Consider the following 14308-nt stretch of genomic DNA (forward strand, 5'->3'; position numbering starts at 1 on the left):
GCTCGGGTCGGACGGCGGCGTCGACCCCGCCGTCGAGGCGTCCGCGACGGACGCCGACGGGTCGCCGACGCAGGGGGTCTGCGAGAGCTGCGGCTCGCTCGTCCCCGACCTGGTCACCGCCAACGGCCAGGTCGTCTGCCCGGAGTGTCGCGAGGTGTGACGCCGACGTCGACCGAGTCTGGCCGCGTCGCAGCCGAGCGCCGGTTCCCCTGCCCGTCTCGCGACGGTGCCGACCGTCCTTTCTCCTGTCGGTCCCGCACCGGCGGTAGCCTCATGCCGCGACGACCCGAACGGGCGACTGCATGGGCGACGACGAGCCGCTCGGGACCGCCGCCGCGATCACGCCCGCGAGCGTCGGCGACGTCGACGAGGTCACCGACCTCTGGATCGCGCTGGCCGAGGGGCAGCGCCGCCACGGCTCCACGCTGCTCGCGGAGCCGAACCGCGCCGCGGTGCGCGAGTGGGTCTCGCGGTCGGTCGTCACCGGGGAGCTGCTCGTCGCCCGGGACGGCGACAGCGACGAGAGTCCGATCGGGTTCGTGGGCTTCTCTCTCGATCGCGAGGGGTACGAGCGCGAGCGGACCCGCGGCACGGTGAGCAACCTGTTCGTCGTCCCCGACCGTCGCGGCGAGGGGATCGGCGCCGAGCTGCTGGAGGCGGCCGAGCGGGCGCTCGCCGAGGCCGGCGCCGAGACGGTCGCGTTGGAGGCGCTCGCCGACAACGACCGGGCCCGCGAGTTCTACGCCGGCCGAGGCTACGACTGTCACCGCGTCGAGCTGACGAAGTCGCTGTCGGGGGCGGGCGACTCCCGGGACGGCCGCGCGGACGACGCCGGAACCGAGTGACCGCGGGACGGCGTCACGCTCGCCGAAAGCGACACGCACTCATACGAGGCGCGAGTACGCCCGCCTGCGCCAGGGGAGCATGGGCGGTTCATGCACTCGACTTGTAATCGAGACTTCCGGGGTTCGAATCCCTGCCCTGGCTTACTTCTCGCGCCGTGGTCCGTTTCGGTCGGTGGTCGCTTCCTTCGGACGCCTCCGACCGTAGACGCCGTCTTCGACGAGAGGGTCGACCGCTTCGACGAGAGGGTCGACCGCTTCGACGAGGGGGATCGATCGACGCGCAGCCGAGAGGCCCGACCGTTCGAGCGGGAGGGAAGCCGCGATCTCGCCGGATTGGAAACAGATTTCGTTTACACAGTCATTGATTGCTGGTTGCACCAGTCATATGTGGGCGTATTGTATGGGTGAGCGTATGGCGGGACCGCCAATCCACGACTTGCACTTCGCGGAGGAACCGAGCGTCGACCGGGTCCCCGGCCCCACCTCTCGGCGGCTCCTCGACAGACAGGGCGACGTCGACAGCAGCGCGGTCGCGTACCCGAACGACATCCCGCTCGCGTTCGAGGAGGGTCGCGGCGCCACGCTGAAGGACGCCGACGGCAACGTCTTCCTCGACTTCTTCGCCGGCATCGGCGTGTACAACGTCGGGCACGCGAACCCGTACGTCAACGAGGGCGTCCACGAGCAGATCGACAAGCTCACCCACTCCGTCGACTTCCCGACGGAGCCGCGGCTGGACCTGATTGAGAAGCTCGACGAGATCGCGCCCGGGAGCCTCGCGGGCGACAGCCGCGTCGTCTTCGGCGGCCCCACCGGCAGCGACGCCGTCGAGGCGTCGATCAAGCTCGCGAAGTACAACACGGGCGGCAACGGGCTGCTCGCGTTCCGGAACTCCTACCACGGGGCGACGAGCGGCGCGATGAGCATCACGTCGAACAAGAAGTTCAAGAAGCCGTACGCGCCCCTGCTCCCCGACGTGGTGCACGCGCCGTTCCCGTACCCGTTCCGAGAGGGTCGCGACCCCGAGGAGTCGGTCGACCGCGCCCTCGAGGAGGTCCGAGCGATCGTCGAGGAGCCGTACGGGGGGCTCACCGACCCCGCGGGCATCTTCGTCGAGCCGATACAGGGGGAGGGCGGCGTCGTCGTCCCGCCCGAGGGGTTCCTCTCGGGACTCCGCGAGATCGCCGACGAGAACGACCTGCCGCTGGTGTTCGACGAGATCCAGGTCGGGATGGGCCGCACCGGCGAGTGGTGGGCGGCAGAGCACTACGACGTGACGCCGGACGTGATGACGACCGCGAAGGCGCTCGGCGGCAACGGCCAGCCGCTCTCGGGGACGCTCTACCGCGAGGGCCTCGACACGTGGGGGCCGGGCGACCACGCGGGCACCTACCGAGGACACGTTCCCGCGATGGTCGGCGGACTGCGCGCGATCGAGTACATCGAGTCACACGACCTGCTCGACCACGCGACGGAGGTCGGCGCGTGGATCCGCGACCGCCTCCGCGACGCGGGCGAGGGCGATCCGGGGCTCGGCCAGGTCCGCGGGAAGGGGCTGTTCGTCGGTGCCGAGTTCGTCGACGCGAACGGCGACCCGGACGACGACCGCGTCGACGCGATCCAGCAGTACTGCTACGAGCACGGCGTGCTCGTCTGGACCGCGGGCCAGTACGGCAACGTCGTTCGGCTGCTGCCGCCGCTCGTCCTGACGCAGCGGCAGGCGGAGGTCGGAACCGAGGTCATCGCGGACGCGATCGCGGCGACCGCGGAGTAACGGCGCGGTCTGGTTCACGCACGTCACGACGACCCGGCCGTGAGTGTACGTATCGACCCATCAGGTGACGAGGTAGTAGGGGTCTGCTTCGAGTTTAGGTTCGAGTACGGTTCGGATATCTCGGGCGCGACAGAAGCGGACGGAGAGACCGTTGCAGTCGTATGCCGTGAGGACGCCAGCGTCCGAAAGTACACGTTCGAGCTTCGGCCGGTTGTACCGTCTGTAGAGGTCGTCCGTGGGACACGCGTGCGAGACCATCTCGTATTCCGTCGGAGTGTGATAGACGACGCCCTCGTGGTCGGAGACGGTACAGTAAGGCACGTCCGCACATCGTTCCACGTAGTGGAGGTGCGAACACCGGAAGCCGTCGGTGCCGACGTTCACAAATAGCACGTCGTCCCGGTCGAGTTTTGCGAAACAACTCTCTCGTGAGAAACTCTCCGTGGAGCAGCAGTCGTCGAACCGGTAGTCGCCGTCGACGAGAATCGAGTAGACCGGATCCGCGGTGCGGTACGTCGCGTCCTCGAGGAAGCGGCGAGCGAAGGTTCCGAACGCGGGTTGAGAGTACTGCCGGTGGTACACTCCGGTATCGAGGAACGACGGTGTGTAGCCGGGGACGAGGACGTTCTCGTACTGCTCGGTGAGTGCGCTCCGAACGTGACAGTACGGATCGCCCGGGAGCGCGGCGTTGACGTCGCTGAGACCGACGTGGACAAACACGGTCTCCGCGGGGTGGGCGGCGAAGATCGTCTCAAGCGTCCCCGGTTCGAGCGAGCCGACGCGTCGAACCCGACTCCGAAGGCGCTCCGCGATCAGTGATCGGCCGGCATGCAGGCCGATGCGCGTCCGCTGTAACGGACTATCCATCACTGCAGGCGTCGTCGTACACCGCACGGAGGCGGCGGGCCATTCGCTCCGGCGTGAGCTCGCGAACGGCACCGCGACCGTTCGAGCGAGTTCGCTCGCGCAAGACGCGAGTGAGCGCGCCGACGAGCTCGTCGTCGGTCTCGCAGACGGCGGACGGAGAGACACCGTCGAGACGGTCGGCGACGTCGCCGACGGGCGTCGAGACGACGGGGAGGTTGCAGGCGAGCGCTTCCTTGACCGTGTTCGGCGAGCCCTCGTGATGTGACGTGAGAAGCAGGGCGTCGGCCGCGTTCATGTAGGTCTCGACGGCCTGGTGCGGGACGTCACTGAGGGTTTCGAGTGACACGGGGTCGGATAGGCGGTCGCGTGCCGCGGCCACGACACGTTCGGCGCGCGGATAGTTCTTCACGGGACGGGCTGGATGCGCCGGGAAGAGCACGGAGACGGTGTCGTCCGCCCATCCGAGCTCGGCGCGGGCGGCGGCCTGGTTCCGGGGGCGGAACTGGTCGAGATCGACGCCGTGCGGAATGACTGCGGCGTCGGCGTCGAGGTGACGGTCCATCTCCGCGGACATCACGACAACCGCCGACGCTCGCTTGGCACACCACTGGGTCACCGGACCGAGGCGTCCGAAAAGGTCAGTCCCCCAGAGCGAGAGGACGACCGGCCGAATAGACTGGGCGAGCGCAAGCGGTGCGACGACGCCCTGCGTCGCGTGGACGAGGTCGTAATCGCGTCGCGACTCCCGGCACACGCGCGGATAGAGGGCCGCGTAATCGACGGCCGACCGAGAAGATTCGCCGGGGACGTGGCGCCCTGACGGACTCAGCGTTGTCGTGTCGACGCCGAGACGGGCCAGCGCGTCGCGCCGCCGGGCGTACGAGTTCGAATCGGCACTCGGGGTGAGACTCAGCACCCGCATCAGTCCATCATCTGCGGTGGTGTCGTACTCTCTGCCACCGGTCGTGCGGTGTTCATCGCGGCCTCTAGCGTCTCCACGATACGGGGAGCGACAGGCGTGTCGAGGGACGGCGGGTCCACCGATCGCCGGAACGACGCGTCGATCGCGCGCCGCACTGCCGGAGCCTCCGTCCCGGCGAGACGGTTGTATCCTTCTCGAACGGTTTCGGGCCACTCGGTCGTCGCTCGAAGCGTCACGCACGGCGTCCCCGCCAGCATCGCTTCGCGTTGGATGCCGCCCGAATCAGTCGCCACGCAGCCTGCGCCGCTGATCAGGCGTAAGAACGCGGGATACCCGAGGGGGTCGACAGTGGTAATCCGCGTGTCTGCCCACGTGTCGAGGCCGTACTCGCGGAGTCGCTGCTCGGTACGGGGATGCACGGGGAGCACAACCGGCGGTCGACTTCCGGCGAGACCACGGACGAGCGACCGAAGGACCGCGGGATCGTCGGTGTTCGCTGCGCGATGGATAGTCGCCACGGCGTAGTCACCGGGATCGTGGTTACAGCGATCATGGACGCTTGCCGAGGTCTCGTCGGCCCCATGAACGAGTTCGAACGCGTCCCGTCGGACGTCGCCGACGTGGTGAACGGTTCCGGACACGCCCTCCGCGCGGAGGGTTTGGGCGGCTTCCGGCGTGGGCGTGAGCAGGAGGTCAGCGTACTGGTCGACCAACCGTCGGTTCCGTTCCTCCGGCATCGTTCGGTCGAAACTGCGGACGCCTGCTTCTACGTGGACGAGGAACGTGTCGTGGTCGCTCGCGGTGAGGGCGCCGGCCAGCGTGGAGTTCGTGTCGCCGTACACGACGACTGCGTCGGGTTTCTCGGCGGACAGGCACTCGGCGAGCCGTGACCGGATCCGAGCGACCTGCTTCGGTCGTGGAGCCGATCCAACCCCCAGTTCGTGCGCCGGAGCCGGGAGGGCGAGTTCCTCGAAGAACACGTCGGAGAGCATGTCGTCGTAGTGCTGGCCCGTGTGAACGAGTACCTCCTCGTGCTCGTGGGCGAGCACGCGTGAGACGGGCATCGCCATAATGAACTCGGGCCTGACTCCGACGACCGAGAGAACCTTCATCGAGCTCCAACCTCCGTGATGGTGTCGAGGACGAACGACGCGACGTCGATGGTCTCATCGAGCAGCCGCTCGCGCCGTCGCTGCCACGTTTTGGTTGGTGGGGTGAGTGCGAACGCGCCGGCCTGCCGCACGGCTTCGTCTTCGTCTCCGATCGACCGGATGAGTCCGTACTCGGTTTCGAGGTGCCTGAAGTTCCCCATGTCGTCGTCACCCGCGAAGGAGTTCGAACGAATGGCTGGCGTGCCGAGGACCGCGGCCTCCGTCGCCATCGTCTGTGAGTCGCCGACGTATAGATCGGCGAACGCGAGCACGTCGTGCACGAGAGTGGGTGAGACGGGGAGTCGGTACCGACGCAGGTCGGGTGGGAGGGATGTTTCGCTACAGATGTAGACGGTTCCGTGTCGCGCGAGAGTGTCGATCAGTCGGCGCTTCGCTGACGGAGAAAAGCCCGCTTGCCCCGCGTCGTGATGGGCGTTCCAGGAGACGAACCGGACGAGAAAGTACCGTTGGTCGGGGTTCACGCCGGCACGCTCGAGGCGGTCCCTGCTGGGTGTGAAGCGGTCCGGGTGGAGGTACGCGAGTTCGTGGTAGCCGGCATATCGGCGGTGTTTCGCCCCGAGCTCCCGCTCGAATGTCGCTGGTGTGCAGACGACGTCCGCGAACGGGTGCGTGAGTGCGGCCGCTGCCCACTCGGGTTCGCTGTCGTCAAACACGAGACATCGGGCGCCGGACAGACGGGCTGCGTGCGCCGCAGCGGGGTCAACCTGACTGACCACAACGTCGGGTTGAAGCGATCGGGCGAGCCGCACCAATCGAAGTTCCCGGACCAGGAACTCCCGCGGCCGGGAGAGGGGGCCACCGCTTGCCGTGGTGAGCGCCACGTGGTCGATCCCGTACGCGTCGAGGAGACTCGTCGTGACGTCTTTCTCCCGCGAGGCAATGTGGACGCGCTCTCCCCGTTCCTCGAGGGCCCGTATCGGGTGTTTGAACAAGTGGACGAGCGCCGGATGAGTTACGTCGAACAGCACTCTCATGCCGAATCGTCTCCGTTCCTCTCGGGAGGATCTTGGGACGAATGAGCGACCGACCCTTCTTCCGTCCCCTCTGTCCGGTCGGCGATACGAGCCAGTGGCGGTCCAAAGCGGAATAGCTCAAGTATTCCCGAGATACCCATTCCGGGGAGGAAGTGCTTCCGCCGGGGTTTTCGGAGCGCAGTGGCCGCGAGGAGATAGGACACTCGGGGGACGTACGTGTGATACCGTATCGAACTCGTCTCGTCCGCGTACGAGGCCGGATGGGGGATGTCGACGACGCGGCAATCGTTCACGTCCAACCGCCCGAGAACGTCGATTCCGTACCCATACCCCTCGTAGAGTTCGGGCACGTCGATGCTCCGGAGGGCTTGCCGAGTGATCGCCGTATAGCCGTTTACGGGGTCTGTGAGGGATTTATCCACAATCACCGCTTGAGCCAACTGTGTGAGAAGAGTGTTTCCGAACCGCCGGAAGGCCGGCATTCCCTCCACGTCGTCGGATCGTTCGAAGCGAGAGCCTTTCGTGTAGTCGGCTAAGCCGTCGATGAGTGGGTCTAAGAATCGATCGAGGAGCGCCAAGTCCATCTGTCCGTCGCCGTCGATCGTTGCGATGAGGTCGAAGCCCTCTCCGAGTGCTGCAAGGTACCCCGTCTTGATGGCGCCACCGGGGCCCCGATTGCGGGCGTGCCGGAACGCGACGACAGGGCCGCTCTGTCTCGTGGCGGCGGTGCGTGCATTGAGTGCCGATGGCTGTTGCTCGTCCCGCGACGCGTCACCGTCCGCGACGGTGAGGAGCTCGGTCCATGTCCCGTCCGTGGAGGCGTCGTCGACGGCGTACACCCGGTCGACGTACGCGGGCATCGCTTCGAGGACGGACCCGACGAATCCGCGTTCGTTGTAGGCGGGAACGACGATCGCGACCGAGTGTTCACGATACATCGCTCACGTCCCGGTAGATGACGGTCGCGTGGTCGGAGTCCGGGTCGAAGACACCGGGCAGGTCGACGACGACCGGAACGGGACTCGTTCCCTTCCGGATGTCGTCGATAGTGAGTGAGGCGAACGCGCTGTGGTCGACCAAGATGGCGACTGCGTCGGCCTTTGCCCCCTCCATGGACGGGAGAACGTCGATGTCGAGAGCGTCGGCAGCGGCGTCTGCATCGACGAGGGGATCGTGGCCGACGACGCGGACGCCGCGTCGCTCGAGCCGGCGGGCCACCGACTTCGCTGGGGTCGCTTCGAGGCTGCTGGAATCTGGTTTGTACGAGAGACCGAGCAGGAGGACCGTCGCCGGGTCAGTGGGGGTGGTGGGTTCGGTACCGTGACGGCGGTCGGCACGGTGGGCGAGGGCCGAGACCGTCGTCTCGGTGACGCGGTCGACCATCCGGTCGTTGACTGCTCGGGCATGTTCGAGGAGGCGTGGCGTCGCGCCGGCACGGCGGGCCCGTTCCATGATGAACTGTGGGGCGATTGGGACGCACTCACCACCGACAAGTCCCGGTTCGTACTGCTGGAAGTTCCACTTCGTGCCGGCGGCATCGAGGACTGCGCGGGTGTCGATATTCATTTCTCCCAGGAGGTGCGCGAGCTCGTTGACGAGCGCGATGTTGACGTCTCGTTGAACGTTTTCGACGCACTTCGCTGCCTCCGTCGCGCGGATGGTGTCGACGACGTGAACGGTATCGACGACGCGCTCGAACAGTTCGGCGACCTCGTCGGCGACCGCGGCCGAGTCTGCACCGACGAGTCGGGTTTCCGGAATAACCGTTGAGCCGTCGGTCCGGGGCGAGAGTCGAACGGGTGCGTGTGCGACGGAGAAGTCCGTGTCTGCCGCCAGACCGGACGCTGCTTCGAGCGTCGGAACGAACACCTGCTCGGTCGCACCCGGGTAGACGGTCGAAACGAGGACCACAGTCGTTTCAGGAACGATGTGGTGGCCGACGGTTTCGGCGGCAGCGGCGACGCTTTCCATGGTGGGGGTGCCGTCGTCGGTCGCCGTGGGAATGGCGACGATGACGTACTCCGCGGCTTCGATGCATGTGGGGTCCATCGTGAACAGGCACTCGCTGCGAGCGAGCCGGTCCTCGTCGACTGCCCCTGTCGAGTCCTCCCCCCGGCGACAGGCGCGGATTCGTTCCACGTCAATATCGTATCCGGCCGTGTCGTGACCGGCTTCTTCGAACGCGAGTGCCTCGTGTAGACCGACGGTACCGACGCCGACGACGCACACTGACGGGGGGCTGTGATGTTGGGCCCGTTGAGCGGATGTTGACTGGTCTACATCGCTTGATTCGGCCATTTCGTTCGGCCGGTTAGTATATCCATAAATTGTTATGGACCGGATAACTCCAAATTCGCAGTCTTCGGAGGGGTAGCTGAAAAACTATCAGAAATGTCGAGTGGAACGGGAACGAATCCCCCCGTATGCCTTACGCCGGAACCGTCGACTCCGGAACGGTCCCGTCCTCGTTCCACCCGCGGACCTCGTAGTAGTCGTCGATGGCGTCGTCGAGCCCGGGGAGCTCCTCCTCGTACGGGAGCCTGTCGTCGTCGCCGTCGATCCCGCGCTGATTGTTGAAGTGGCGCTCCAGCGTCACCGTCCGCGCGCCCGCCGCGAGCAGCTCCTCGAAGTCGGCGTCGAAGAGGAGCTCGTAGCGCTCGGGCGTCATGAAGTCCCGGGAGAACTTGCAGACGACGCCGCTGTCGTTGAGCGCCATCAGGTTCTCGCGCTCGACGAGCCGCTCGGCCTTCCCCGCGAACCCCGCGGGCTCCATGGCCTCGTCCTCCTCGACGAGCGGGTACTCGACGGAGTAGAACGTCGCGTACATGTGGTCTGCGCCACGGTTCGCGACCGCGTACGAGAGCGCCTGGCCGTGGAGGAGCCGCCCCTCGTGGGCCGCGAAGTCCATGTTCTTCACCGACCAGTTCCCCACGCCGAGCTCCTCGTGAACCCGGCCGATCCCCTCCGCGAGTCGGTCGCCCACCCCGTCCCGGTGGGCGATCTTGTCGACGAGGTCCCAGATGAGCTCGCGGTTGCCGAACTCGTCTTCGGCCGCGAGGTAGGCGGCGATCGTGTTGCCCGCGGAGATGGCGTCGAGGCCGTACTCGTCGCACAGCCGGTTCGACTCCATCACGTCGACGATGTCGTCGACCCCCGAGTTGGAGCCGAACGCCATCGCCACCTCGAACTCGGGGCCCTCGGTCTCGACGCCGCGCTCCTCGTCGCGGGTCGGGAGCTTGCAGGCGAACGCGCAGGCCGAGCACGTCGCCTTCTTGTACTTCTTCTCGGCGACGGCGGCGCCGTTGATCCCCTCGACGCCCTCGAAGGAGCGCTCCGAGAAGTAGTACGACGGCAGCCCGTCCATCTCGTTCGCGAGGTCCATCACCGCCACCGTCCCCTGCTCTTTCATGATGTGGTCCTCGGTGGCGGCCTCGCGGTGAACCTCGTTCGCGGTCGCGGAAATCTCGAGGTCCGGCGCCGAGTCGCCGCCGAATGTGACGGCCTTCACATTCTTCGAGCCGAGCACCGCGCCCAGGCCGCCCCGGCCGAACGCGCGCTCCTCGGTCGTCATGATCGACGCAAACCGGACCTCGTTCTCGCCCGCGGGTCCGATGACGACCGTCCGGTCGCTGGAGACGTCGCGCTCCTCGTCGAGATAGCCGGCCGTCTCCGAGACGGTCGCCCCGGCGAGGTCCGGCACCGGCTCGAACTCGACGCCGTCGTCGCGCACGTGGACGACGACCAGCTCGTCGCTCGCGCCCGCCAGCTCGATCGCCCCGTAGCCCGTCGCCGCGAGGTGTCGAGACACGAAGCCACCCGCGTTCGAGGAGAGGAGCCCGTCCGTCAGCGGCGACAGCGCGGTGCAGTTCGTGCGTCCCGTGAAGCTCATCTGGGACGCCTGCATCGGTCCGGTGGTGAACACGGCCCTGTTCTCCGGCCCGAGCGGGTCCGCGTCGAACGGGATCCGCTCGTGGGCCAGCCGCGTCGCCACTCCCCGCCCCCCGACGTATCGCTTCTGAACCTCCGTGACGTCCGTCTCGGACGTCGTCCGCTCGCCGACGTCTATCGACAGCAGCGGTCCGGTGCTGTGTAGCATGTGCGGATATCCGTGGACGGCGTACAAAAAACCCGACCACGACGGCGAAGCGGTGTTCTCACGCGCTCTCGACCGGGTTTTCGTGAGTCCGCGCTGGACTCGATTCCGCGGCGATACGGGGCGATGCACCGGGAGACGCCGGAAAATCGTACACAGAATCCGTTCTCAATGTACACGAAAAAGTTATGCGGCTGCTGAGAGATCGGCTTCGTACACGCCCTGTTATCATGCCACGGGAACACATCTTCGACGCGGCCGAGTACGAGCGGCGGGTGGACCGGACCAGAGAGCGGCTGCGCGAGCGCGACCTCGACGCGATCGTCGTCGCCGACCCGGCCAACATGAACTACCTCAGCGGCTACGACGGCTGGTCGTTCTACGTTCACCAGGCGGTCGTCGTCACCCCGGACCGCGACGAGCCGGTGTGGATCGGCCGCGACATGGACGAGGGCGGTGCGCGCGCGACGACCCACCTGTCCGACGACAGCATCCGCGCGTACAGCGACGACCACGTCCAGTCGCCGCACGACCTCCACCCGATGGACTTCGTCGCCGGCGTCCTCGACGAGCTCGGCGTCGCCGACGGGCGCGTCGGCCTGGAGATGGATGCCGCCTACTTCACCGCCAAGTCGTACACGCGGCTCCGGCAGAACCTCCCGGACGCCGAGTTCGAGGACGCGACGCTGCTCGTGGGCTGGGTCCGGATCAAGAAGTCGGAACAGGAGCTCGCGTACATGCGCGAGGCGGCCCGGATCTCCGAGAACGCGATGCGCGCCGGCCTCGACGCGATCGAAGAGGGCGTTCCCGAGTACGAGGTCGCCGCCGCCATCTACGACCGGCTGATACGGGGGACCGACGAGTACGGCGGCGACTACCCGTCGATCGTCCCGCTGATGCCGTCGGGCGACCACACCGGGACCCCGCACCTCACCTGGACCGACAGACGGTTCGAGGACGGCGACCCGGTGATCATCGAGCTCTCCGGCTGTCGCCACCGCTACCACTCGCCGCTGGCTCGGACGACGTTCGTCGGCGATCCGCCGGCGGAGCTGCGGGAGACGGCGGAGATCGTCGTCGAGGGGATCGAAGCGGCGCTGGACGCCGCGGAGCCCGGCGTCAAATGCGAGACCGTCGAGGAGGCGTGGCGAGACGCCATCGCGCGCTACGGTCTCGAGAAGGAGGACCGCATCGGCTACTCGATGGGGCTCGGCTACCCGCCGGACTGGGGCGAACACACCGCGAGCATCCGCCCCGGAGACGAGACGGTCCTCGAGGAGAACATGACGTTCCATATGATCCCCGGGATCTGGACCGACGAGATCGGCATGGAGATCAGCGAGACGTTCCGCGTCACGTCGACCGGGGTCGAGACGCTGGCCGACTTCCCCCGCGAGCTGTTCACCGCCTGAGCGGGGCTCCGGCGGTCAGCCGTCTCCTTCCGGCACGGCGACCGCGTTCTCCAACTCCTCGTCCGCGTCGAGCGCCGCGACGTTGCTCGCGACGATGTCGGCGAGGCGGTCCCAGTGTTTGGGGGTGTGTCCCCCGGTGTGCGGCGTGATGAGGCAGTTCTCCAGGTCCCAGAGCACGTGGTCCGACGGGAGCGGCTCGGGGTCGGTCACGTCGAGGGCGGCGCCGCGGATCCCCTCGGTCTGGAGCGCGGAGACGAGCGCGTCGGTGTCGACGAGCCCGCCGCGGGCCGCGTTGACGACGACCGCCTCGGGCGGGAGCGTGGCCAGCTCCGCCTCTCCGACCATACCGCGCGTCAGGTCGTTGAGGGGGCACGCGAGCACGACGTAGTCGCTCCGGGCGAACGCCTCGTGGACGTCGTCGTCGTCGAACCCGAGCACCTCGTCGGTGGGGCCGCCCTTCTCCGGCGTGTAGCGGATCCCGATGGTCTCCACCTCGAACCCCGCGAGCCGCTGGACGACCGCCTGCCCGATCGACCCGAGCCCCACGACGGTGACCGTGCTGTCGGTGAACTCGCGCGACTGGAAGTGGCGCCACTCGCCGTTCGCCTTCCGGCGGAACCCCTCGTGGAGGTTCCGCGCGAACACGAGCATGTTGGCGATCGTCTGCTCGGCGATGCCCGGCGCGTGGATACCGCCGGCGTTCGTCACCGTGACGCCGTGCTCACGCAACGCGTCGGTCGGGACGTGGTCGGTGCCGGCGAACGTGCACGCGAACAGCTCCAGTCGGTCGGCGCGCTCAATGAGGTCGGCGTCGAGCGTGATGCCGGTCACGGCCCGGGCCTTGGGAACGAGTTCGCGCTCCTCGGCGGGCGTCCGAGCGAGCGCGACGGTCCGGTCCGGGAGACGCTCGCGCAGCGCGTCCGCGTACGAGGCCATCGACAGCCCCTCCGTTCCCTCCCGCAACACGACGACGTCCGGATCGGCGGTCTGTTGTGTGCTCATGTGGTCTGGGCGCGCCGAGACGACGCGTTGGGGGATCCTCACGGGGCGTTCTCTTATCCTTTTTGTGTACCTCTCGTTAACGACAATTGTGTACAATTAAGACGGTCGAGCGAGAGGGTGACACTCATGAACGAACCGATCCGCGATCGGCTCGCCAGCGTCCGCAGACGATTCCACCGCCACCCGGAGCCGGCGTGGCGCGAGTTCCTCACGACGGCGACGCTCGTCGACGAGCTCCGCTCGATCGGCGTCGACGAGCTCGCGATCGGCCCGGACGCGTACGACCCGGCCGACCGCATGGCGGTCCCCGAAGCGGACCTCGACCCGTGGATCGAGCGCGCCCGCGAGCACGGCGCGGACGCGGAGCTGCTCGACCGCATGACCGGCGGGAACACCGGGGCCGTCGCCGTGCTCGACCGCGGCGAGGGGCCGGCGATCGGGCTCCGCGTCGACATCGACGGGCTGTTCATCGAGGAGTCGGCCGACCCCGACCACGACCCCGTCGACGAGGGGTTCCGCTCCGAGATCGACGGGACGATGCACGCCTGCGGCCACGACGTCCACATGACGTGGGGGCTCGCGGTCCTCGAGGCGATCGCCGAAAGCGACTTCGCCGGGCGGCTGGTCGTGTTCTTCCAGCCGGCCGAGGAGACCGGCGGCGGGGGGTGTCCGATGGCGAAAAGCGAGTTCGCGGACGACCTCGACTACCTGCTCGCGGTCCACGTCGGCCTCGATCATCCCACCGGCGAGGTAGTCGCCGGGATCGAGAAACCGCTGGCGATGGCGCACCTCGACGCGACGATCGAGGGGACCTCGGCGCACGCGGGGAAGGCGCCGAACGAGGGCGACAACGCGATGCAGGCGATGGGGACCGCGATCGTGAACGCCTACGGGATCCCCCGGCACGCCGACGGGATGACGCGGGTCAACATCGGGAAGGCCGAGGCCGGCACGGCGAGCAACGTCATCGCCGAGCACGCGTCCATGGAGGCCGAGGCGCGCGGCGAGACGACCGAGCTGATGGAGTATATGAAACGCCGGTTCGAGACCGTCGTGCGGTCGGCCGCGACGATGCACGGCTGCCGCGGGACCGTCGACGTGGTGAGCGAGTCGCCGCGCGCGGACAGCGACCCGGAGCTACAGGCGCTGGTGACCGAGGTCGCCGAGGGCGTCGACGGGATCGACACCGTGCTCCCGGCCGCGGACTTCGGCGCGAGCGAGGACGCGACGTTCCTGATGGAGCGCGT

13 protein-coding genes, 1 tRNA gene and 1 pseudogene are annotated in these 14308 nt (G+C 67.7%); 6 read left to right on the forward strand and 9 right to left on the reverse strand.

What is annotated here, in order from left to right:
- The 3 genes and pseudogenes from U4E84_RS14250 to U4E84_RS14260 all read left to right on the forward strand — a co-directional run.
- Positions 1 to 160, forward strand: a pseudogene (locus tag U4E84_RS14250) (CBS domain-containing protein); the annotation flags it as partial.
- A gap of 142 nt (positions 161 to 302) precedes the next feature.
- Positions 303 to 845, forward strand: coding sequence for a GNAT family N-acetyltransferase (locus U4E84_RS14255; RefSeq protein WP_322532780.1), 543 nt, complete (start codon positions 303 to 305; stop codon positions 843 to 845).
- Positions 846 to 913: 68 nt separating this feature from the next.
- Positions 914 to 987: transfer RNA gene (locus U4E84_RS14260), tRNA-Thr, on the forward strand.
- Here the strand turns inward: U4E84_RS14260 and U4E84_RS14265 are convergent.
- The gene (locus U4E84_RS14265) at positions 987 to 1223 is read right to left on the reverse strand and encodes a hypothetical protein (protein WP_322532781.1); all 237 of its coding nucleotides are present in this window, start codon (positions 1221 to 1223) and stop codon (positions 987 to 989) included. The genes U4E84_RS14260 and U4E84_RS14265 overlap by 1 nt on opposite strands.
- Positions 1224 to 1257: 34 nt before the next feature.
- Here U4E84_RS14265 and U4E84_RS14270 point away from each other — a divergent pair, with 34 nt between their 5' ends.
- Positions 1258 to 2619, forward strand: coding sequence for an aspartate aminotransferase family protein (locus tag U4E84_RS14270; protein WP_322532782.1), 1362 nt, complete (start codon positions 1258 to 1260; stop codon positions 2617 to 2619).
- Between the two features lie 60 nt (positions 2620 to 2679).
- On the opposite strand, the gene U4E84_RS14275 is transcribed toward U4E84_RS14270, so the two are convergent.
- The 7 genes from U4E84_RS14275 to U4E84_RS14305 form a co-directional block, all read right to left on the reverse strand.
- Positions 2680 to 3486 carry an AAC(3) family N-acetyltransferase gene (locus U4E84_RS14275; RefSeq protein WP_322532783.1) on the reverse strand — a complete coding sequence of 269 codons (807 nt, stop codon included), beginning with the start codon at positions 3484 to 3486 and terminating at the stop codon, positions 2680 to 2682.
- A complete protein-coding gene (locus tag U4E84_RS14280) occupies positions 3479 to 4102 on the reverse strand; it encodes a glycosyltransferase family 4 protein (RefSeq protein WP_322532784.1) in 624 nt (207 codons plus the stop codon). The genes U4E84_RS14275 and U4E84_RS14280 overlap by 8 nt, the downstream gene beginning before the upstream one ends.
- Before the next feature lie 305 nt (positions 4103 to 4407).
- Positions 4408 to 5520 carry a non-hydrolyzing UDP-N-acetylglucosamine 2-epimerase gene (wecB, locus tag U4E84_RS14285; RefSeq protein WP_322532785.1) on the reverse strand — a complete coding sequence of 371 codons (1113 nt, stop codon included), beginning with the start codon at positions 5518 to 5520 and terminating at the stop codon, positions 4408 to 4410.
- Entirely contained in the window at positions 5517 to 6554 is a 1038-nt protein-coding gene (locus U4E84_RS14290) for a DUF354 domain-containing protein (protein WP_322532786.1), read from the reverse strand. The genes wecB and U4E84_RS14290 overlap by 4 nt, the downstream gene beginning before the upstream one ends.
- Positions 6551 to 7492, reverse strand: a complete 942-nt coding sequence (locus U4E84_RS14295) for a glycosyltransferase family 2 protein (RefSeq protein WP_322532787.1) — start codon at positions 7490 to 7492, stop codon at positions 6551 to 6553. Before U4E84_RS14295 ends, U4E84_RS14290 begins: the two co-directional genes overlap by 4 nt.
- A complete protein-coding gene (locus tag U4E84_RS14300; RefSeq protein WP_322532788.1) occupies positions 7482 to 8852 on the reverse strand; it encodes a nucleotide sugar dehydrogenase in 1371 nt (456 codons plus the stop codon). The genes U4E84_RS14295 and U4E84_RS14300 overlap by 11 nt, the downstream gene beginning before the upstream one ends.
- Before the next feature lie 130 nt (positions 8853 to 8982).
- Positions 8983 to 10650: an aldehyde ferredoxin oxidoreductase C-terminal domain-containing protein gene (locus U4E84_RS14305; RefSeq protein WP_322532789.1), complete on the reverse strand. Its 1668-nt coding sequence runs from the start codon at positions 10648 to 10650 to the stop codon at positions 8983 to 8985.
- A 227-nt stretch (positions 10651 to 10877) separates the two neighbouring features.
- On the opposite strand from U4E84_RS14305, the gene U4E84_RS14310 reads away from it, so the two are divergent.
- Complete coding sequence (locus U4E84_RS14310; RefSeq protein ID WP_322532790.1) at positions 10878 to 12059, forward strand: M24 family metallopeptidase; 1182 nt, start codon at positions 10878 to 10880, stop codon at positions 12057 to 12059.
- A 15-nt stretch (positions 12060 to 12074) separates the two neighbouring features.
- On the opposite strand, the gene U4E84_RS14315 is transcribed toward U4E84_RS14310, so the two are convergent.
- Positions 12075 to 13061 carry a D-2-hydroxyacid dehydrogenase gene (locus U4E84_RS14315; protein ID WP_322532791.1) on the reverse strand — a complete coding sequence of 329 codons (987 nt, stop codon included), beginning with the start codon at positions 13059 to 13061 and terminating at the stop codon, positions 12075 to 12077.
- Between the two features lie 126 nt (positions 13062 to 13187).
- Between U4E84_RS14315 and U4E84_RS14320 the strand changes: the two genes are divergently transcribed.
- Positions 13188 to 14308 (forward strand): amidohydrolase (locus tag U4E84_RS14320; protein WP_322532792.1); only part of this gene is annotated, 1121 nt, incomplete at its 3' end.

Source organism: Halorubrum sp. AD140, assembly GCF_034497445.1.
Lineage (GTDB): Archaea > Halobacteriota > Halobacteria > Halobacteriales > Haloferacaceae > Halorubrum.